Origin of the sequence: Qipengyuania profundimaris (assembly GCF_030717945.1) — a bacterium.
Classification (GTDB): Bacteria; Pseudomonadota; Alphaproteobacteria; order Sphingomonadales; family Sphingomonadaceae; genus Qipengyuania; species Qipengyuania profundimaris.
Genome location: NZ_JAVAIM010000001.1, coordinates 246,444 through 267,820, shown reverse-complemented (window position 1 = coordinate 267,820; position 21,377 = coordinate 246,444). Strand labels below are relative to the sequence as shown.

18 protein-coding genes are annotated in these 21,377 nt (G+C 63.7%); 9 read left to right on the top strand and 9 right to left on the bottom strand.

What is annotated here, in order from left to right; genetic code table 11:
- Positions 1-2: 2 nt before the first annotated feature.
- From Q9K02_RS01330 to Q9K02_RS01300, 7 genes are all read right to left on the bottom strand, one after another.
- Positions 3-470, bottom strand: a complete 468-nt coding sequence (locus tag Q9K02_RS01330; protein ID WP_305931254.1) for a PaaI family thioesterase — start codon at positions 468-470, stop codon at positions 3-5.
- 13 nt (positions 471-483) lie between these two features.
- Complete coding sequence (gene hpf / locus Q9K02_RS01325; protein ID WP_305931253.1) at positions 484-1,053, bottom strand: ribosome hibernation-promoting factor, HPF/YfiA family; 570 nt, start codon at positions 1,051-1,053, stop codon at positions 484-486.
- A 69-nt stretch (positions 1,054-1,122) separates the two neighbouring features.
- Positions 1,123-1,818 (bottom strand): DNA polymerase III subunit epsilon, encoded by a 696-nt coding sequence (dnaQ, locus tag Q9K02_RS01320; RefSeq protein ID WP_305931252.1) that lies wholly within the window; start codon positions 1,816-1,818, stop codon positions 1,123-1,125.
- A gap of 47 nt (positions 1,819-1,865) precedes the next feature.
- A complete protein-coding gene (gene coaE, locus Q9K02_RS01315; RefSeq protein ID WP_305931251.1) occupies positions 1,866-2,471 on the bottom strand; it encodes a dephospho-CoA kinase in 606 nt (201 codons plus the stop codon).
- Complete coding sequence (locus Q9K02_RS01310; protein ID WP_305931250.1) at positions 2,468-3,343, bottom strand: shikimate dehydrogenase family protein; 876 nt, start codon at positions 3,341-3,343, stop codon at positions 2,468-2,470. Before Q9K02_RS01310 ends, coaE begins: the two co-directional genes overlap by 4 nt.
- Entirely contained in the window at positions 3,340-3,936 is a 597-nt protein-coding gene (locus Q9K02_RS01305; protein ID WP_305931249.1) for a Maf family protein, read from the bottom strand. The genes Q9K02_RS01310 and Q9K02_RS01305 overlap by 4 nt, the downstream gene beginning before the upstream one ends.
- Entirely contained in the window at positions 3,933-4,811 is an 879-nt protein-coding gene (locus Q9K02_RS01300) for a pyruvate, water dikinase regulatory protein (protein WP_305931248.1), read from the bottom strand. The genes Q9K02_RS01305 and Q9K02_RS01300 overlap by 4 nt, the downstream gene beginning before the upstream one ends.
- Before the next feature lie 285 nt (positions 4,812-5,096).
- Here Q9K02_RS01300 and hemE point away from each other — a divergent pair, with 285 nt between their 5' ends.
- From hemE to Q9K02_RS01255, 9 genes are all read left to right on the top strand, one after another.
- Positions 5,097-6,122: a uroporphyrinogen decarboxylase gene (gene hemE / locus Q9K02_RS01295; protein WP_305931247.1), complete on the top strand. Its 1,026-nt coding sequence runs from the start codon at positions 5,097-5,099 to the stop codon at positions 6,120-6,122.
- Positions 6,123-6,155: 33 nt separating this feature from the next.
- Positions 6,156-6,599: a CopD family protein gene (locus Q9K02_RS01290; RefSeq protein ID WP_305931246.1), complete on the top strand. Its 444-nt coding sequence runs from the start codon at positions 6,156-6,158 to the stop codon at positions 6,597-6,599.
- Between the two features lie 201 nt (positions 6,600-6,800).
- Entirely contained in the window at positions 6,801-8,066 is a 1,266-nt protein-coding gene (rho, locus tag Q9K02_RS01285; RefSeq protein WP_278329412.1) for a transcription termination factor Rho, read from the top strand.
- Positions 8,067-8,366: 300 nt separating this feature from the next.
- Positions 8,367-10,928: an ATP-binding protein gene (locus tag Q9K02_RS01280; protein ID WP_305931245.1), complete on the top strand. Its 2,562-nt coding sequence runs from the start codon at positions 8,367-8,369 to the stop codon at positions 10,926-10,928.
- Positions 10,925-11,311: a response regulator gene (locus Q9K02_RS01275; RefSeq protein ID WP_305931244.1), complete on the top strand. Its 387-nt coding sequence runs from the start codon at positions 10,925-10,927 to the stop codon at positions 11,309-11,311. Before Q9K02_RS01280 ends, Q9K02_RS01275 begins: the two co-directional genes overlap by 4 nt.
- Positions 11,308-13,851, top strand: coding sequence for a poly-gamma-glutamate biosynthesis protein PgsC/CapC (locus Q9K02_RS01270; protein WP_305931243.1), 2,544 nt, complete (start codon positions 11,308-11,310; stop codon positions 13,849-13,851). The genes Q9K02_RS01275 and Q9K02_RS01270 overlap by 4 nt, the downstream gene beginning before the upstream one ends.
- The gene (locus tag Q9K02_RS01265) at positions 13,848-14,612 is read left to right on the top strand and encodes a hypothetical protein (RefSeq protein ID WP_305931242.1); all 765 of its coding nucleotides are present in this window, start codon (positions 13,848-13,850) and stop codon (positions 14,610-14,612) included. Before Q9K02_RS01270 ends, Q9K02_RS01265 begins: the two co-directional genes overlap by 4 nt.
- Positions 14,609-15,379, top strand: a complete 771-nt coding sequence (locus Q9K02_RS01260; RefSeq protein WP_305931241.1) for a hypothetical protein — start codon at positions 14,609-14,611, stop codon at positions 15,377-15,379. The genes Q9K02_RS01265 and Q9K02_RS01260 overlap by 4 nt, the downstream gene beginning before the upstream one ends.
- Positions 15,376-19,533 (top strand): hypothetical protein, encoded by a 4,158-nt coding sequence (locus tag Q9K02_RS01255; RefSeq protein ID WP_305931240.1) that lies wholly within the window; start codon positions 15,376-15,378, stop codon positions 19,531-19,533. Before Q9K02_RS01260 ends, Q9K02_RS01255 begins: the two co-directional genes overlap by 4 nt.
- Before the next feature lie 125 nt (positions 19,534-19,658).
- Here the strand turns inward: Q9K02_RS01255 and Q9K02_RS01250 are convergent, their stop codons facing one another.
- Complete coding sequence (locus tag Q9K02_RS01250; protein ID WP_305931239.1) at positions 19,659-20,594, bottom strand: porin family protein; 936 nt, start codon at positions 20,592-20,594, stop codon at positions 19,659-19,661.
- On the bottom strand, positions 20,595-21,362 hold the full coding sequence (locus tag Q9K02_RS01245) for a response regulator (RefSeq protein WP_305931238.1): 768 nt from the start codon (positions 21,360-21,362) through the stop codon (positions 20,595-20,597).
- Between the last annotated feature and the right edge of the window lie 15 nt (positions 21,363-21,377).

The following is a 21,377-nucleotide window of genomic DNA, read 5'->3' as shown; positions in this document are numbered from 1 at the left end:
GTTCAAACCTTGGTTACGTAGCCGGGGAGACTCGACAGAGCGATTCGCGAGCGCATGAAGGTGCCGGTCCCACGACCGATCTCGTCTCCCTCCTCATCGACCAGCCGCGACTCGGCGACGAATACCCGCTTGCGGCCGCTGACCCATTTGCCCTCGGCTATCACCTTCCCCGTCCGGACCGGCTTGGTGAAATGGAGGTTGAAAGACGTCGTCAGCAGAAAGCGATCGGTCGCGAGCGTATTTGCGGCGTAGAACGCCGCATCATCCAGCATCTTGAAGTAGATCGTGCCATGCGCGGCGCCGGCTGCGTGATAGACTTCCTCGGTCACGTCGAATGCGATCCGGGCGTGGCCCTCGTCCGGGATCGAAAGGCGCGAGGCGAACAGAGAATTGACCGGCGCCGACGTATAGAGCGCCTCGAGGGCGCGATAGTGCCGCTCGGCCCCGCTATTTGCCGCCCCGTCCGCCATGAACCCGCTCCGCCTAGCGCGGCTCGACCCAGCCGATCGAACCGTCGTGACGGCGATAGACCATATTGTGCTGCTCGCTCCCGGCGTTCTTGAACAGGAGCGCGTTGGCGTTCTGCAGATCAAGCATCATCACCGCATCGGCGACGCTGCATTCCGGAATGATGGCGCGCGTCTCGGCAATGACCGGCGGACTGTCGACTGTGACTTCCTCGTCATCGTCGGCATCGGGTGCGGCAAGGATGGTGTAGGCAGCCTCTTCCTCGCGCAGGGCATGGGCAGCCTGCTCGTGCCGGTCCTGGATCCGGCGCTTGTAGCGGCGCAGCTGCTTCTCGATTTTGGCCGCCGCCTGATCGAAGGATTGGTGCACGTCATGCGCTTCGGCATGGCCCTTGAGGATCAGGCCCTGCATCACATGCGTGACGATATCCGCGGTGAACGAGCCGCCAGGACCCTTTCCGAACGTGACGTGGGAAGAAATCGCGCGATTGAAATGCTTGTCGACGATGGCATTCATGCGGTCGTCGACATGCTCCTGCAGAGCGGCGCCGGTATCGATCTGGTGGCCGGAAACGCGGATATCCATTGGCTTCGTTCTCCTTGTTCGTCCCCGTTACGATCCCGCCAGCCCCGTCCACCGGCGCTGGTCAGCAGTCTATCCCCAGAGCGGGTTTTCGATCCCGGCCATGAATTCCCTATGGCGCGCAAGCTCCGCGGCAGACGGTGCGTGCGGCCGCGGTTCCCGGCGCGGCCGATCCGGCGCGCGGCGAACCGCGACAATTTCCTCGACCCTTGAACCCTGCTGCGCATCAATTTCGGCTGCCAGTTCCAGCCCGATCTGCCGTCCGCCCTTGAGCTCGACATAGACCTGCGCGAGTAGCTCGGCATCGAGCAGCGCGCCGTGCTTCACGCGGTGGCTGCGATCGATTCCGTAGCGTGAACACAGCGCATCGAGCGAGAGCTTGGCGCCCGGGTGCCGCTTGCGGGCCAATGCGACCGTATCGACCATGCGGCTGGTGCAGACTGCATCGCGCCCGCAAATCCCGAGTTCGGCATTGAGAAAGCCGAAGTCGAAGCCGGCATTGTGCGCGACCAGTGGAGAGTCGCCAATGAACGCTAGGAGTTCCTCTGCCGCATCCGAGAACAAAGGCTTGTCCGACAGGAAGGCCGCCGAGAGCCCGTGCACCGCTTCCGCGCCAGCAGGCATGTCTCGTTCGGGATTGAAATAGGCGTGGTAGGTTTTGCCCGTGGGCACGAGATTGACCATCTCGACACATCCGATCTCGACCATCCGGTCCCCTGTCTTGGGGTCTAGGCCGGTGGTTTCGGTATCGAACACGATCTCACGCATTGCTTATCCTATCGGCCCCAAATGCGGCGATTTCAAGGGTCGATCAGTCAACGCGCGGCGGCTGCTTCGCGCAATCTTGCGACAAGGGCGATGACAGCCTCTTCGGTTCGTTGGAGCGAGGTGCCGGTGTCGATCACGTGATCGGCCTGCTCGCGCTTCTCGGCGTCCGGCACCTGGAGAGAGAGGATATGCGCGAATTTTTCCTCGGTCATTCCGGGCCGGGCAAGGACGCGGGTGCGCTGGGCTTCGGCAGGGGCGGAGACCACGACCACGCGATCGACCGCCTCGGCGCCGCCTTTCTCGAACAGGAGCGGAATGTCGAACACCACGACCGGCGCACCCGAATGCTCGATCAGGAATGCCTCGCGTTTGCGGGCGACGGCGGGATGCACGATGCTTTCAAGCCGGGCGAGCGCTTCCTTATCGCCGAACACTTTTGCGCCGAGTGCATCGCGTAATACGCCGTCCGTTCCGGTACTGCCGGGAAACGCTGCCTCGATCTCCGGTAACAATTCGCCGCTCGGACCCTGCATGGCACGCACTTCGGCGTCGGCATCGAACACAGGGACGCCGGCTGCCTGGAACATGGCGGCCACGGTCGATTTACCCATGCCGATGGACCCGGTGAGACCGACGATCAGCGGCCGCATCATGCGAGCAGCCTTTCGCGTAATTCCGCGTCGTATTGTCGCGGCGGCTCGACGCCGAAAAAGTGATTGAAGGCGGCGGCTGCCTGCCCGATCAGCATGGCGAGTCCGTCGACGGTTGCGAATCCGGCCGCGCGCGCATCGGCGAGGAATTCGGTTTCCACCGGATCGGTGACAATGTCGTAGGCGATCGAGCCGGGCGGTGCGTGGCTCCAGTCGAAAGCGAGCAGCGGTTGGCCACGCATTCCGAGCGGCGATGCATTGATGACGAGATCGCAGCACCCCTCGCGGTCGTCGAAGGCGAAGTCGGTCGGCGTGGCGAAATGATCGAGCGGGGCGACATGATGCTCGCCGCCAGGATCGAGCTCGTCCAGCAACGCGCGGGCCTTGTCGGGATTTCGTCCGGCGAGAACGAGGGTGAAGCCCTCACCCGCTAGTCCGGCGACAATGGCGCGCGCCGCACCCCCGGTTCCGAGAATGCGGGCCATACGAAAATAGTGCGTATCGCGAAGCTGGCCGAGCAAGGGTTCGAGAAACCCCGCCACATCGGTGTTACGCCCGATGAGAGCGCCGTCTCCGGCTTTGACCACCGTGTTGATCGCGCCGACCCGCTTGGCTAGTGGCTCGATCCGGTCGAGCAACGGCATGACCGTCTGCTTGTGCGGCATGGTGACATTGCAGCCGCGCCAATCCCCATCGTCGCGACGCTCTCCGAGGTAGCTCTTCAGACCATCCGTAGTCACATGATGCGCACGATACCCCACATCGAGCCCGAGCTTCTCGATCCAGAATCCGTGGATCGCAGGTGACTTCGACTGAGCGATGGGGTCGCCGATGACTTCGGCGTAAGCCTGCCCTGGACGACGATCCGGGGTCACGTGGGCAACACACCTTCTTCGCGCAGCGCGTCAAGCACCTGCAGCAGCGGCATGCCGAGCACGGTAAACTGGTCGCCCATGATGCTCTCGAACAGCTGCACGCCCGGTCCCTCTATGCGGAACACGCCGACGCAATAGGACACTTCAGGCCACTCTGCGTCGAGATAGGCTTCGATGAATTCCTCGCTCAGCTCCCGGACCCGCAGGCGCGCGAAGTCGGAACCGACCCAGACGATCTGGCCATCGCGCGCCAACACCGCTGCACTGTGCAGCGTCATCACCTTGCCCGAGAAAAAGCGCAGATGCTCGGCCGCCTGCTCGCGCGATTGGGGCTTGTCGAAACGTCGGCCATCGACTTCGACCAGCGAGTCCGACCCCAGCACAAGGCCTTTCGCCGTCACCGCAGCAGCCTTTGCCGCAGCCAGCGCCTGCGCGATCTCGGCAGGCTCTGCACCCTCCATCTCGGACTCGAGCGCACGCTCGTCGATATCGGCCGCCTGCGCCGTGAACGCCACGCCGGCGGCCTCCAGCATCGCCTTGCGCGAGGCGCTGTTCGAAGCAAGCACGATTCCGCTTCCCGAAATTCCGCTCATATCGGTTTCGCCCCTTGCGATGTGCCGCGCATTTCGCGCTCGTTATACAGGCGGATCACCGCGGCAGCGGTTTCCTCGATCGACCGGCGCGTCACGTCGATCACGGCCCAGCCGTTGTCGGCGAACATTCGCCGGGCGAACGCCACTTCGCTCTTCACCTTCTCCTGATCGGCATAGTCGGTCTGCGCCTGCTCGTTGAGGCTGAGCAGCCGGTTGCGGCGGATCTGCACCAGCCGCTCCGGCGCCGTGGTGAGGCCTATGACCATCGGGTTCTTGAGCGAATAAAGCGCCGGCGGTGGCGGGCTCTCCACGACCAGCGGAATGTTCGCCACCTTATAGCCGCGATTAGCGAGGTAGATACTGGTCGGCGTCTTCGAGCTGCGCGACACGCCGGCGAGGACGATGTCCGCCTCTTCCCAGTTCTCCCAGCCAACCCCGTCGTCATGCGCAATAGTGAATTGGATTGCCTCGACCCGCTCGAAATAGGCCTTGTCCATAGTGTGCTGGCGACCGGGGCGGCCGTGCGCTTCCTGGCCGAGCGCTTTCTCCAGCGCCGCCGTCACATGGTCGAGGATCGGCACGGCGGGCAGGCCCTGCTGCGCACAGACCTCTTCCAGCCGGGCGCGCGTGTCCGGATTGACGAGCGTGAAGAGGACAAGCCCGGGATTGGCCTTGAGTTCGGGCACGATCCGCTCGAGATGTTGCTTGCTCCTGACCATCGGCCAGAAGTGGCGCATGACATCGGTATCCTCGAATTGCGCGAGCGCGGCCTTGGCCAGCATTTCGAGCGTTTCGCCGGTGGAATCGGACAGCAGATGAAGATGGATGCGGTCGGGAATTTGGGGGCCTGCCTGCCTGTGGAGAAGCACCGGCATAAACCACGGGAGAAAGCTGCCGACAAGTTCGGGAGCAAATTGTGTGCCCGATCCGAGTCCTTCGCGGGCCGATTCCCGCACACCAAACGCAAGTTTTGCGCAAGGGGTGGAACAGCGAGGATAAGTTTGACTCGACTCAACCCCGCAGCCGAGTCGCAATCCGGGACACACCCTTTGCACGGCGGGAGAAATCGGGCAGGGGCGGCTTATCCCTGAAATCCACAGGGCCAACAGACTCCATCAACTCTTATAAATAATACTATTATTATTGGATTGGACTCTCCGATGCCCGGTCTCCTCCTCGATACGCTGAACGGAAAACGCGGGAGCCGCGTGCCGCTCTGGCTCATGCGCCAAGCCGGTCGCTACCTACCCGAATACCGCGCGTTGCGGGCGGAGAAGGGCGGCTTCCTCGCGATGGCCTACGATAGCGAAGCGGCGTGCGAAATCACCCTCCAGCCGATCGACCGTTTCGGCTTCGACGGCGCGATCCTGTTTTCGGACATCCTCATCGTGCCGCATGCACTGGGGCAGCATCTCGAATTTCTGGCGGGCGAGGGGCCGAAGCTCTCGCCGCCACTCGTCGATGCAACGCTTGAGAGCCTCGACCCCGATCCCTCGCGCTACGAACCGATTTACGAGACGGTGCGCCTGTGCCGCCGGCGGCTCGGCCGGGAAACGACGATGCTGGGCTTTGCCGGCAGCCCATGGACGGTCGCGACCTATATGGTCGCTGGCGAAGGGAGCCGCGACCAGCACGAAGCACGCGTCATGGCCTATCGCGATCCGCAAGCACTCCAGGCGATCGTGGATGCGATTTCCGATCAGACGATCGAGTACCTGCGCGGACAAATCGACGCGGGCGCGGAAGCGGTGCAATTGTTCGACAGCTGGTCGGGCAGTCTCGCCCCGGACGAGTTCGAGCGCTGGGTGATCGCGCCCAATGCGGCCATCGCGGCGGCGCTGGACGAGAGCCATCCGGACACGCCGGTAATCGGCTTTCCGAAGGGTGCAGGCGAGAAGCTTCCGGCCTATGCGCGGGAAACCGGCGTGAAGGCCGTCGGTGTGGACGAAACGCTCGATCCCGCATGGGTCGCCCGCGAGTTGCCCGCCGGCATGGCGGTGCAAGGCAATCTCGATCCACTGCTGCTGCTGGCCGGGTCAGCTGAACTCGAGACGCGGATCCGCGCGATCCTCGATGCTTTTGCCGACCGGCCGCATGTCTTCAACCTCGGGCACGGGATCGACCGGCGCACGCCGATCAAACACGTTGAGCGGCTGATTGCAGCGGTCCGCGGTTTCGAGGGGTGACGCGCGCGTGAGCAGCGCTTACATGCACCGGCGATGCAGGACGTTCTCGCGATGACCTATCTCTGGCTCAAGGCCGGCCATATCATCTTTATGGTGTTCTGGATGGCCGGTCTGTTCATGCTGCCGCGCCAGATGATCTATCTGCACCCTGCCGCTTCAGATTCGGAACAGACCGCGATCTGGACGAAGCGGATGGGGTTGCTGCGCAAGGTCATCCTCACGCCCAGCCTGATCATCGTCTGGGTGCTCGGCCTGCTGCTGGCGATGACCATCGGTGCCTGGGACCAGGGGTGGTTTCATGCGAAACTGCTGATCGTGATCGCGCTAACCGGCTTCCACGGCTACATGGTGGCGCAGGCGAAGAAGATGACCGTGGGCGAGCGTCCCCTGACCGAAAAGCAGCTGCGCCTCTGGGGTGAATTCCCCGGCATCGCGCTGGCGCTGATCGTGGTGCTGGTGGTCGTCAAACCGTTCTGAGTGCCGTATGGCCCGATCCTGACAGGGCCTGATTCCGAATTGACGGCTTCGAGCAGGCCTCGTATTTGAACGCCCATCATTCCGGCTGAAGGTCCTGCATCAGACAGGGCCGGGTCCGCTTTCTCCAAGCCCAGTCCCATGCCAACCGCACGGACATACCGACCTGCCGGCCATCCCTAGCTACAATACCGAGTAAACATCATGCATCTCAAGGATTTGAAAGCGAAAGCCCCGGCAGACCTGGTCGCGATGGCCGAGGAACTGGGCGTCGAGGCGGCCGGTACCATGCGCCGCCAGGACCTGATGTTCTGCATCCTGCGCGAACTCGCCGACGACGAGGAATACGACGAGGAAATCATGGGCATCGGCACCATCGAGGTGCTGCAGGACGGCTTCGGCTTCCTGCGTAGCCCGGAAGCGAATTACCTGGCAGGTCCCGACGATATCTATGTCTCGCCCAATCAGATTCGCAAATGGGGCCTTCGCACGGGTGATACGGTCGAGGGCCAGATCCGCGCGCCGCAGGAAGGCGAGCGATATTTCGCTCTGACCGGGCTCACGACGGTCAATTACGAGGATCCCGATCAGGTCCGCACGCGCACCAATTTCGACAATCTCACGCCGCTCTATCCCGAAGAGAAGCTTACGCTCGACACGCTCGATCCGACGGTGAAAGACAAGTCAGCGCGGGTGATCGACATCATCTCGCCGCAGGGCAAGGGCCAGCGCGCGCTGATCGTCGCCCCGCCGCGCACGGGTAAGACGGTGCTGCTGCAAAATATCGCCAAGGCGATAACCGACAACCATCCGGAGGTCTTCCTGCTGGTCCTGCTCGTCGACGAGCGACCGGAGGAAGTCACCGACATGCAGCGTTCGGTCAACGGCGAGGTCATCTCCTCGACTTTCGACGAGCCTGCCAATCGCCACGTCCAGGTCGCCGAAATGGTGATCGAGAAAGCCAAGCGCCTGGTCGAGCACAAGAAGGATGTGGTGATCCTGCTCGACTCGATCACGCGTCTGGGCCGCGCCTACAACACCGTCGTGCCCAGCTCTGGCAAGGTGCTGACCGGCGGTGTCGACGCCAATGCTCTGCAGCGCCCGAAGCGCTTCTTCGGTGCCGCTCGCAACATTGAGGAGGGCGGTTCGCTCTCGATCATCGCCACCGCGCTGATCGATACGGGCAGCCGCATGGACGAGGTCATCTTCGAAGAGTTCAAGGGGACGGGTAACAGCGAAATCGTCCTCGACCGCAAGGTCGCCGACAAGCGCATCTTCCCGGCGCTCGACGTTGGCAAGTCGGGCACCCGCAAGGAAGAGCTGCTGGTTGACCAGGGTCAGCTTTCGAAGATGTGGGTCCTGCGCCGGATCCTCATGCAGATGGGCACGGTCGATGCGATGGAATTCCTGCTCGACAAGATGAAGGACTCCAAGACCAACGAAGACTTCTTCGCGAATATGAACCAGTAGGTTTGCACCAAGGAGGGCGGGCTATCAGGCAAGCCCTCCCGAATGCCGATTTCGCTGCCAGCTTCGCTGTAGCGGCAGGCGAACTGCTCTAACGCAAAATTAACCGTGTTTCCCCTAGGAAAGCCTTGTGGCGGGTGACGACCCGGCATCGCCGGGCAGGCGGTCTGCCCAGATGGCTTTTCACGGGGGACACCATGGTCGGTTTTCGCGCCAGCTTGCGCGTGCTCCCGAAAGCTTCCGGTTGCACCGCATATCGCATCTGACGTGGCGTCGCTCGGCTCTCTTGCACTCCCTCACAAGGTGACTGCCTCGCGCAGCGCGCGCGTGCTTACGCGCGAGCGGTTTGCTAGCGTGCTTCTGCCGATGATGACCGTGATCGTGCTTGGCATCCTTCACCAGGCGCAGGTCTTTCGCGACATCGACGGGCGGATTTTCGATCGCTTTGCCGTCGTCGGAAGTGCCACGGCCCCCACGGTGGTCGTGGTGGAACGCGATCCGCGCTTTGCTGCAATGGGAGCGGACCGTTATTCCGCTCTCGATCGTGTCCTGGCCGGTTCGGGTATTGAGCGCATCGGCTATCTCGGCTTCCGCGACACTCAAATGCCCGGAGCGAGCATCCCGGTGATCATCGGCCGAAGCGCCGACAAAGTGCCCCTCAGCGGACGCTGGCGGTTCGATTCCACACCCGATGGCCCCGAGCTTGGCGCAGTTCGAGCGGCTTCCAATCTTGCGCCCTCCGAATATGGAATTCAGCGCAGCCAGTATCGAGGCCTGTCGGGTGGTGGAACTGTCATGCCATCCTTCGAAACCGCGCTGGCCGGTGTCGAGCCAAGCGAGGGCGAGTTCCTGGTTCGCATGCCGCGCGCGCAGTCGATCCCCGTCATTCCGGCGAGCCAATTGGTCGCAGGAGATCTGTCGGGCGCCGATCTTGCCGGAACAGTGGCTTTGATCGCAACGCCTGGTGCGCTCGAGCCCTCGCTTGCTACGCCGCGCGATCCCGATATGCGCACTATGTCGGAAGCGATCTTCCGCGCCCATGCAGTCCATGATTTACAAACCGGTCGTCAAGTCGTCCGCGCCGCCGCGTGGAACAGCTGGATCCTGCTGCTGGCCGTTGGACTTGCGCTGGCGATCGCCTATCGCCGGAGCGATCCGAAGCAGCTTATCCTGCGCGTTTCGATCATCGCCAGCGTGCTGATCGCCGCGGGCGGGTGGCTCGCGCTCGAATTCGCCGGGCGCCTGCTGCCGATGACGGCCCTGCTGCTGGCGCCTTGGATCATTGCCATCCAGCGCATTCTCATTCGCGAGCGCCGCCAGGACAAGCGGCTGGAACGAGTTGCCGCGCGCGCGGTCCAGCATTCGGTGCATCGATCCGCCCTCCGCGAGGGGGCGCGACTGCCGCAATTCGTCGATCCGACGGCGCGCATCGCGGGGGTCGAGAAAAGCCTGCTGATAGAGCTCACCCGCACCGGCGAACTGCAGCTTGTGAGCGCTATCGACGCCAAGCTCGACGATATCGCGATGGATTTCGCCGAGTTGTCGAGGGGGCTGGCGAAGATGCGCGGACGGCAGGTCGGCTTCGACGCTGCGGCCCTTGTCCCCGGCTGGGGCTGCGAGGCGCGGCTGACCTGGATCGGCGGGGCCGAGCGCAACCTGTTCTGGCTTTACGCCGTTCCGCCCGGCGGACGCAGTGGTAAGCGCGGGCAACTGGTCCGCGCGGCCGCCGCCTCCTTTCGTGAGCTGTTCCGCTGGCGCGCCGACCTCAACGCGCGCGAGCGGCAGGAGGAACGCTATCTCCCGATCGACGAGAAGGTCGCCAGCGCGGTCTCGCTTGTCGCTCGCGAATCCGATCAGGTCCGCCGCGGTTTCGATACGATCGATACTGCGGTAATGATTTTCCACCTTATCGGATCGCCGCTCCATGCGAACCGCGCGATGGAAGAGCTCTATCGCGAAGCTGAGATCGCCATAAATGAAACGCCGCTGGTCGACGTGATCGTCGCCTTGACCCAGCTCGATGTCGTCCGGGTCGAGGCCTTGCTGCAGGAGCTGGTGTTCCGCGGCGGAGAGATGCGCCTGCCGATGCGGCAGTCCGGTCCGGTCGAGCGCATCCTGCGGGTGAGAGCTCCCGACAGCATGGCCCGCGGCATGGACCGGGTGATCGTGATCGAAGCGGTCGACATTACCGAATTGCACGCCGCTGCAGACCTGCGCCAGTCGGTCGGCCTGTTTATCGACCTCCAGCTTCGCAACGATCTCGAAGCCATCCTGCTCGCCGCCGACCTGGCAAGGGACCCGCGGGTCGGCGCGGAGAAGATCGGCCCGATCGTGGGGCGGATCGGCGAGGCTGCGCGCCGCGCGACCGGGCGGCTGGACGAGGTCGCCGAGCTGGTACGCGGTGCAAATGAGGAGCTGGTCGAGGCCTGTTACCCTGTCGATGCGCGCGCGCTGGTCCTCCAGACGCTCGAGAAAACCGTCGAGATGGCCGAAGAGCTGGAAGTCGGGATCGATATCCAGCTGCCGGCGATGAGCGGCTTCACCATCGCCGAGCCGCGCGCCTTGGGCGACATGCTGGAAGCCATGCTCCGCGTCGTGGTGGCCGACACGCCGCAAGGCGAGACGGTCACGGTCCGGCTCGAGGAGAAGAACACCGAGACGCTGGTCCACATCGCCGGCGGTTTCGGGATCGGCTTCGGCCGGCTCGTCTATCTGCTCACGAAGGGTGAGGACCAGTCGGTCGGCGAGTACCGCCAGATCAATCGCGGCATCGCCCGCACCGCAAAATGGGGGGGCAGCGTCTCCTACTGGGGCCGCGAGGCCAATGGGTTCGGATTCAACGTGAAACTGAGGCGCATCGGATGACTGTTCCGCATATCCTTATCGTCGACGATGACGAGATCCTCGCCAGTCTCCTGCAGATTACGCTGGAGGTGGAAGGCTACGAGGTGTCGACCGCGCCTGACGGCGAGGCTGCGCTGGCGCGTCTGGCCGAGGGTGGGATCGACCTGGTCGTGCTCGACCTCGTGATGCCGAAAATGGACGGGGTACGTTTCCTGCGCGTTCTGAACGAACAGGGCGAGGCTCGCCCTCCGGTAATCGTCATTTCGTCGACTGCTGGCAACACCGTGTCAGACGAGTTCCGGGCGCTCGGCGTCGTAGCGATTGCGCGCAAGCCGGTCGAGCCGAGCTGGCTCGTGCAGAATATCGCGGGCGCGCTCGGACGAGGAGCCGCGAACGCCGAATGAGCTTCTTCCCGCTCGCCATTTTTCCCGAGGGCGGCCTCGTCAGCTCGATCATCACGACCGTGTGGGTCGGGGTGTTCGTGCTGTGCTTTTTCAACCTGCGCTACGGCTGGGTCCTCTCCGGCCTGGTCGTGCCGGGCTATATCGTGCCGTTGCTGATCGTGAAGCCGGTGGCCGGCTTCGTGATCATTCTGGAGGCAGTCCTCGCCTACGCGCTCGTATGGCTGTTCTCCGAAAAGCTGAGCCGCGGTCGTTATCCCAGCCTGTTCGGGCGCGACCGCTTCATGGGCCTTATCCTCGCCAGCATTGCCGTACGCCTCGTGATGGACGGCTATATCCTGCCCGAATTCGCCGGGTGGCTGGAGACCAGTTTCGATCGCCGCTTCGACTGGCGCGACAATCTCCAGAGCTTCGGGCTTGTCATCATCTCGCTGCTGGCAAACCAGTTCTGGAAGCCCGGCCTCGTGCGTGGGCTGGGCGCTGCCGTCGTGACGATGGGGATCACCTATCTGGTGGTCCGCTACGGCCTGATGGAGTTCACCAATTTCCGCATGAGCGCGGTGACCTATATGTACGAAGGGCTCGCCAGCTCGATCCTGGCCAGCCCGAAGGCCTATATCATCCTGACGCTAACGGCGCTGATCGCGAGCCATATGAACGTGCGCTACGGCTGGGATTTCTCGGGCATCCTGATCCCAGCGCTGATTGCGCTGCAGTGGTACCAGCCGACCAAGATCCTCACGTCGTTCCTCGAGGCGATCGTGATCTACGTAATCGCGCGGCTGGTCCTGAAGTTGCCGAGCATGGCCAATGCGACGATCGAGGGTGGACGCAAGCTGCTGCTGTTCTTCAACATCAGCTTCGCCTGGAAGATGGCGCTTGGCTGGTTCATCGTCTGGCAGGGCTACGATGTGAAGACGACCGACTTCTACGGCTTCGGCTACCTGCTTTCTACGCTCATTGCGATCAAGGCACACGATAAGAACATCTTCCCGCGCCTCGCTCGCTCGACCTTGCAAGTCAGTTTCATGGGCGCCGTCTTCGGCAATATCGTCGGCTTCGCGCTGTCGGCGGCGGTCTCGCGCGTCCCAGGCGGCGCACAGATGGCCGAGGTGGACCGGGTGTCACGCAGCGAAGAGCGCATCGAGATCCTCGTCGTGGACGCAATCGGCGACGCGCATATCCGCAGTGTCTCGGGCAAGGCGGCGCCATTGTCGGATACTGCGCGTGCAGATCTGGCGGAGCTGGTCTATGCCTTGCAGCAAGGGGTGCCCGCATCCTCTCCCGATTTCGACATGCAGGCAGAGGGCTGGCGGTTGATGGCGGTCGGCGATGGTCGTCTGGCGGTTGTCCGGGCCGATGACGCCGGCCACGAAATGCTGCTGTTCGACCCGTCGGCATCCCGCGATGCAGCTATCGTCCTCCGCGATCCGGCAAGCCGGCCCGGTCTCGGCGTGGCCGCCTTGGTACTAAGGCGACAGCTCGATGCACGGTGGCTCGTCATCTCGGCGCCCGGAGGCGCCGGGACGATCGCTGGGCCCAGTGTCGCCGATGTATTCGCCGATGCCAGCGACACCGTCCTGCTCGAATTGCAGGCCGGTGCGGGCGAAACCTCCGAGATCGCCTATGCCAATGCATCGGCCGGTGTCCTCGATCTCCCAAGCCTGGAGGCCGCAGTGCCGGATATCCGTGCCGGCATCGATATCGGTGCGCGCAATGGGGGTGAGGATCGTGCCGCTATTTCGCTGAGCGACGCGGCGCTCGAAGGGCTCGCCGCCATGCGTGTCCCGCGCCTACGCGACGGTGCCGCCTGTCGCCTCGTGGCCAACGACGATGCGGCGCCGAAATGGCGGGACGTCGAGCGCCTCGCCTTCGTGCGGTATGAAGTCGCCGAGCCCTTCATTGCCTCTGTGCGCGAAGGACAAGTTGCTACGCATGCACGCGCATCTGCCATGACCGCAGGCTTCGGAGTTGCGCGATGCACGCTCGGAGGCCGCACTCACTGGACGCTCTTTTCGGGTCAGCGGGACGAGGGCCAGATATTCATCGCCGAAGGTGCGCCCCTCGCCAAGAGCGTGCTTACCTGGCGCGAGGAAGGCTATGGCAAAGCCGCCCGGCTCGGCGTCGCTGTGCATCGCAACTGGGCAAGCGATGTTTTGCTGGTTGCAGCGCAGCCCGACGGTTTTTCCCGCTCGCCGCGCTCGGCTATGACGGTGCTCTGGCAGGAAATCGTTCGGCAGCAGGACGGGCCGGAGGAAGCCTTTTCGTTCCACCTGCGCCAGCGGCCCAAGGGTGCTGCCTTTCCCGAAGGAAGGCCCGAAGTCCTGCTAGTGCAGGATGCCTTGGGGCCAGAGTATTCCGAACTCGGGAAGCTCGCGTCATCATTGCGCGAGGCCGGTATCCGCGCCGAAGTAGCTGACGGAAGTCGAGCTTTTGCGGGATATGAAGCGCGTCCGGCGCAGGCCGAGCGCTATTATGTCGCCACGACCGGGCGCCGCTCCGCGATCGGCTGGGTGCTCAACTACGGAGGCGGCGCGCAATGAGCCTGACCTTCTTCGGTCGCGGTATAGTGTTCGCCATCCTCGCGGCTCTCGCCGCCTATGGGGGATGGGCTTGGGCGGTGCCATTGGCGCGTTATCTTGTCGCAGCTCAAATCTCGACGCAGATGGACCTGCGCATTGCGGGTAGAACGCTGGCCTATCGACTGGAGCGCGACAGGCCGATGACCTTCGTCTTGTCGCAGCCAGCCGACGAGGTGAAGCTTCTAGCACATGCGGCTGTGGCAGATCCCTCAAAAGCTTCCGAAGGCGCATTCTACACATTGCGGGTTGCCCTGTTCGATGCGCAGGGCGCACAGATAGCGCAGTATGAGCGGACACTCCTCTCCGGCCGTGACGATGGATATCTGGCCGACGGTCGCGCGCGTCGGTTCTACCGCGCAGGCGAACAGGAGATTTGGGGCCAAGATCAGCTCGTCATTCAAGATGATGAACCTTTCACGCGTGTGGACGTCACGCTTGAGGATGCCGAGAACCTGGTCGCGGGCGTCGATGCGCGGCTTTACGAGCAGCGTCCCGTTTCCGCCGGTGACGGACGCGCCGTGTTCCTGCGTCGCAGCAGGGGGGAGCGCGCGGCCCTGACCGCCTTCAGTCCATTCCCGCCCGAAATGTTGTCCGAGTCCGAGATCGCCAATCTCGCCGGCAATCTCTGGCGCCCTGTCGGTCCCGTCGGGATCGAAGGGCGCGACTACGAAGCCCTCGTGATCTACGAAGCCGACAGAGCCGCCGAAGAGGCCGAGTCATGATCCGTTGGGCTATCCTCTTGCTAACCGGCTTCGCAGCTAGTGCATGCAGCAGCGAGAATGCGCGTGCGTATTTCGCGCAGGAAGCCCTGCAAGAGCGCGATGCGGCAAAACTCAGGCTGACCCGGACTGAAGAGGACAAGTTCATCGTGTTGCGTGACACGCGCCATTGCGGTGGCGGCGGCGAGTATCGGCTCCGCAAGGGCGCGGTAGTCCCGCTTGCGATCACCGCCCCTCACGCCTTTCACGATCGTGGCACGGGTGAGCTGGCGCTGCGTGTTTTCGCGCACAGCCGCGCAGCGGTTGCCGCGCAGAACACAGTCGCACGTGATGGGAGCGACGGGTGCGAGGCGCTCGATGTCGCGCGGGAAAGCGAGCATCTGTTTACGCAATTTGCGCTGGGATTCTCCGATCGGTTCCCGGATGGTCTCATCGTTCAATTGCATGGGTTCGATGGCGCGAAGCGCTCTACATCGCGGGCGGAGGAAGCTGCGGCGATTGTGAGCAACGGATCGCCTTCGCCGGGTCCCGATACACTCGATCTCGCGGATTGCCTGAGCCGCGCTCTCGCTCCACGCGCGGTGCTGCTCTATCCCGCCGAAGCGAACGAACTGGGGGGAGAGGGCAATGCCCAGGGGAAAGCCTTGCGCGAGGCAGGCGGCGCACGCTTTGCGCATATCGAACTGTCTGCCGACCTGCGAGAGGCGATGCTGAGCGACGAGACGCTTCTCGAAACCTTCGTTGCGTGCCTCGAGGACACGGCGGCATGAATGCGGCGGCCAATATCGATGTGGCACAGGCGCGACCGGTCAAGGTTCCACTGGGCAAGCGCCTCGATCGTGGCTTCGCAGACAAGCTGCTGCCGGTCTATGCCGACTTGCGCGAGGAAATCCTCGCTTATGCCGGAGAGCGGGGCGACGCCCTGCCGCCTGCTCGCCACGCGACGGTCCTTGCCGATTTCTGCCTGTTGCAACGCGATGAGATCGCCCGGCTGACCAAGGCGGAAGAGCGCTTCCAGTCGCGCTTTGCCAGTGCCCTCGACACGGCGGAACAGCGGGCCGCGATCCTCGATTTCGCCCGGGCGCTCGGCTCGCGCGGCCGCCAGATCAGGCGCGACGAACAGGCCACGCGGGACTTCTTCGATGCCGATGCCGTGGTGGAGCGTTTCACCAAGCGCCTTGGTGAGCGCGAGCGCGTTCTGGCTTTCGCGCTCGAGCGGCTTGGCTGGGTCGCCGGTGAAGCGGTCGGTTACGATCTTGCGCTGACCGAAGGCGAGACCATGACCGAGATTTTCGAGGTCCTCCTTCCGGCGACACGGAGTTGGCACGGCGATGCCCGTATTCGCCGGGCAGCGCACGCCTGCATGCGGCGCATCGCCGAGAACCTGCCGACGAGAACGGGCGGGCTGTGGCTCGACGCCGTGCTCAGCGCGACGCGACGGGCGTGTCTCGATCTTTCCGAAGATGTCTGGACCCAGTGCGAGGCGTTCGACGTCATGTTCGCCCTTTCGCCGCATACCGTACATTCGCTCGTTGAGCGGAGGCTGGCAGTCGATCTCGAAACTAAAGCGCCTGCGCAACGCGATGGCGAGGTTTTCGTTCGCCGCCACCTTGTGCGGCGAATTGCGAGCCTCCTCCACACATTGAACCGTTTGCAGATCGCCTTCGACCTTCTGTGCAACGACCCCGACGGGGCCGTGCGGCAGGTGGTGGCAGAATGCCTCCCCATCCTGCCTCCAGGCCGCGCCGCGCAGGCTGCCAAGGACCTGCTGCGCGACGAGGACGCCCAGGTTCGGGCCGCGCTTTTCGCTGCGCCTGTCCCCACTTTAGAAGCGCTCAGCGCGAACCTCTACCTGCGGGCGATCGCATCGACCCTGAAGCGGGACGAAGACGAATTCGTCCTGCGGATCGCGCTGGAAGCCTGTGCCGATATCGCACAACATGCCGCCAGCGACACGGGCACTGCTCCCGCAGCACTGGTCGGACAGTTGCTGGGCGCGGTCGAAGGGCTTCGGGATCGCAATCCCTCGCCGAGGTTATGGCGCTGGAGCGACGAGGTACGTGAGCGCATCTGGTTCTGGACCAATCCTGAGGCACGGGAGATCGGCCGCAATCTGGCCGACACGGTTCATCCGATGCGCGAAGGGGCGGTGCGAAGGATCCCGGCGCTGCGTCAATGGCTGGCCGAGGATGAGGACAAGGTCGGCCGGGTGATGGCGGTGCTGGCGCAGCGCGATTTCGGCCTTGCGCTGAAATCGGGCCTGATGCCGTCGATCCAGCGCGGAGAATATTTCCGCCGCCGCGCATGGCGGATGCTGTTCGAGGGCCGCCATAGCGCGACCGACAAGCGCCAGGCGTTCTATCACACCAAGGGTCGCCATTATCACGGCAGCCTGATCGCGCCGAGCGCGCGGATGGCCGAACTCGCCCCGACCAAGGTGCCGGGCGAACCGCTGTTCGAAAGCGGCGAGGGGGGCTGGCGCAATTACCTCCCATTGGTCGATCAGGTGCTATCCGCGCTCGACCGCGGCGGCACGACCAAGATATTCACCAGCGCGGGGATAACCGAAATAACGGCGCCTGCCGGGTTTCCTACCCGGATGAAGGCTTTCTGGACCGTAACGCGTAGCTTTCCCGAGTTGGCGAGCCTGCGCAATCGCGACCCCGAGGCCTACGTCGCCAGGCTCCGCGAACTCGGCCTCGACCTTGCCTTCCGGGCGTATCACGACACGGCGGGTAGGCCGACCCCGCATATCATCAAGCTCTACAGCGCCGGCGGCATTTTTGCCGCTCTACCGATTTTCTGGGACCGCGCTTCGGCCTACGTTTCGACCGTCTTCGCCAACAATCTCGTCGAACTCGGTGTCTTCGTGGTGCTGGCGAGCACCTGGTTTCTCGGACGGCATATATGGCTCGGCTGGCAGGCGCGGCGACTGCGCGACGGGCTGTCTCTGGTGCTCGGCGGCTGGGGGACACGCGGGAAGTCGGGGACGGAGCGGCTGAAGGCGGGCCTGATCAACGCGCTCGGCCCCTCAATCGTCTCCAAGACGACCGGCTGCGAGGCGATGTTCCTGCTCGGCAATCCCTATGGCGAGCTGACCGAGATGTTTCTCTTCCGCCCTTACGACAAGGCGACGATCTGGGAGCAGTTCAACCTGCTCAAGACCTCGCGTGGGCTGAAAGCGCGCGTGTTCCTGTGGGAATGCATGGGTCTCAACCCCTCCTATGTCCGCGTGCTGCAGCAAGACTGGATGCGCGACGATATCGGGACCATCACGAACACTTACCCCGATCACGAGGACGTGCAGGGCCCCGCCGGGCGCAACATTCCCGAGGTCATGTGCGAGTTCATCCCGCACGATTCGACGCTGCTGACAACCGAGGAGGAAATGCTACCGATCCTGGCCGAGGGGGCGGACAAGGCGGGCACGCGCATGCGTTCGGTCGGCTGGAAAGAGGCCGGGCTGATTCACAAGAACCTGCTCGACCGGTTCCCCTATGAAGAGCACCCTTTCAACATCGCGCTGGTCACCGCGATGGGCGACGAGCTGGGCCTCGAGCCCGATTTCTGCGTCAAGGAAATGTCCGACCGCGTCGTCGCCGACCTGGGCGTCCTCAAGACCTATCCGCGCGCGGATATAGATGGGCGCAGCCTGCAATTCGTCATGGGCATGTCGGCCAACGAACGCTTCGGCGCAATGGGCAACTGGACCCGCATGGGCTTTGCCGATCACGACCTCGAGAAAGACCCCGAGATCTTCGTTACCACCGTGGTCAACAACCGGGCCGACCGTGTGCCGCGCAGCCGCGTGTTCGCGCGTATGCTCGTGCGCGACGTGGCTGCCGACCGGCATTTCCTGATCGGTAGCAATATCGAGGGCCTGCTAGGCTTTATCGAGGAGGAATGGGCGGAATATGCGACATCGCTGAGCCTCGTTGCAAAGGATGTCGCGCCGCTCGAGCACCTGCGCGCGTTGGCCCGCCATCAGCGTATTCCGCTCAGCCAGAGCGCGCTCGACGGCCTGCTAGTGGCGATGCTTGCCCCGCAAGCGCACAAGCTCGCGCCGCAGGACGCGATTGCAGCCGCGAAGGCTGGCAAACTGCGGGAGGTTCTGACGAAGGTCGATCACGCCGACGCAATCCATACCCACTATGAGGCAATGGCGGCGCTGCACCGTGAATACCTCGCTATCGAGCGGGCCGTGGCGGGCGGCGGCAACCCTGCAGCGCAGGATCAGGCGATGCGCGCCTTGTTGCATAAGGCTTTTCACGCGAAGCTTGTCCCGGTGCGCGACTATTACATGAAGGGCGAAGCGATCGTGCGGCTGGTAGCCGCAAACACGCCGCCGGGCCTGCTCAATCGCATCATGGGCATGCAGAACATCAAGGGCACTGGGCTCGACTGGGTCTATCGCTGGCAGGCCTGGGAAGCGGCCTCGAAAGCGTGCCAGCAGCTGCGCGAGGAGGACCCGGCTACGGTCGAACGCGGCTATCGCATGCTCGCCAGCTTCCACGAATTCGGGATCCTGAGCGAGGCGGAATTGCGCGCCGTGCTGGCCGAATTGCGCGAGCAAGGCATGCAGGCTGCGCTCTCTGCCGCGCAATGCGATGTGCTCGAGGCACGTCTGAACGAGCAGATGGAGAAGCTGTCCGGCCTGTCGATCGAAACTGTCGGCGGGGAGGGGGCATCCGGCGGCCGGCTGGCCCAGATCGGTTCCAGCCTCGTCACCACAGTGGAGGCATTCATCGATGCAGGCGATGCGGTGCGCCGGCGCAAGGCCTCGGACCGCATCTATGCCTCGCTGATTGCCGAGCAGATCTCCAACCAGCGCGCCGCAGCAGAGCTGAAGGAATTGACGTCACGACAGAAGGGTGGCTGGCTCGCGAAGTCGATCAAGGCACGGCGCGAGCGCCGCGCGGCATAGGCAGAAGCCAGGTTGGTAGTGGGATGACGAAACGTCTCATTTGGCTAAGACGTCTTGTTCGCTGCGTATCTAGAGATTGCTGTCGGCTAAGCTGGCAACCCTCTCCATAACCATGAATGAGGGCGTTAGAAGCGGTAGCCGACCACGAGGCCGAACCTTGCGCCATCCATATCGTTACGGGAATCGTTTGAGTCCCTGAAGCGGTACTCGGCGCTCGCCCGGGCATAAGGGCCGCGATTCCAGTGGCCGTATGACAGGTCGACTGCCGGGGCGACATAGCTGTCTTCGCGCAGGGAGCGATCGGGATCGCCTCGCGCGATACGGCCGGCGTAATCCCATTCCCGGTATTCGATTGATGGGCGAACCCTCAGCATCCGCGTGACCGGATGGCTATACTTCAAACGCACAACGCGTCGATCGTAGCTGCGGCGCTCCTCGTCGTCGCTGGTCATTTCCTCGACGCGCGCGTCGAAGCGGAGCCAGTGATAGGAGCCGAAGCGGCGATTGTACTCAACAGCGACGCGATAGCCCTCGCCGGTTCCGGCACGCGTCGTGTCATATTCGCGTTGCCGATAATCGGCTTCGACGCGGACACGGTCGTTGCCTTTCGACCATTCCACTCGGGCTGCGACGGAGGTCTGGTCGGCGCTGAACGCCTCCAGCACGGCGATATTCTCGATCCTGCGCGCGCGGAGCCGGACCGTTACCGTCTCCGACACTTCGTGTTCGATGCTTGCGGAGACCCCGTAGCTGGTCAGCGTGTCGCGATTGAGGCCCTCGTAGTCGAACACCCCCGCATCCACTTCGATCCGGGCAGTCGTCCGCGGACTCAGGCTCCAATCGAGCGACAGATCGCCGCGGATGCCGTAGCCAGAGCTGTCGAATTCGTCGCCATCCTCGATCATGATGTCCGACTGGATCCCGATCACTTCGATCCGCGCCTCCACCTCGACGGGGTCGCCATTCTGGGCGCTGGCAGGCGCGGCGAGCAAAGTGAGCGCTGCGAAGAACAGCAGCTCGCTGGCTTGGCGGAGATGCTGGAGGATCTTGGTGCGAGTCACTTAAAGTTCAGCCTTTAAAGCGTTTCTTGCATCTTCGAGCACAGGCTTCACATCATCGCCGGCGAAGAATGCGGCAAGAAGCGCTGCTTCCTTGTTGCGCGCCACTTCGCCCAGCCGGGGCTGACCGAATGAGCCTGCAGTGCCCGCCAGCTGGTGCAGCAAATTGCGCAGGTCCATGACGAGCGCCTCGTCGATATCGGTGCCGTCGAGCGCCTGGTCGATTTGCTGGAGCAGTCCGATGGTGCGATCGTCGAAGCGCAGTTTGAGCGCTTCGAGAGCGGCGCTGCGCTTGCGCTGCGGTGTGCTGCGGGTCCGGTGTCCCCAGGCCCTCAGCGTGGCGCGGAGATCGTCCAGTGCGACCGGCTTTTCCAGATAGGCCTGCATGCCCGCTGCGCGGTAGGTGCGCACTTCGTCGAGATCGGTGGCGGCCGTGACGGCGATGATCGGCAGGTATTCTGCGTCGTAGCCTTGCGCGCGCAGCCGTCTGGCGGTCTCGACACCGTCGAGGATCGGCATATTCACGTCGAGCAAAAGCATCGAGTAGGGCTTGGCAGCACTCTCCGCCGCCTTGATCATGGCGATCGCCTCTACGCCGTTTATCGCATGATCCATCTGTACCCAAAGGTGGCGGGTCAGCGCCATAAGCACATCGGCGCTGATCTGCGTATCCTCGGCCAGCAACACGCGCAGCGCAGCGGCGGGCACGTCGGGGGACTCGCCCTTCGACACGCGTTTGTCGGTCCAGCTGGCGGATTTCGGCTCGTACACACGGCCGCTATCGCA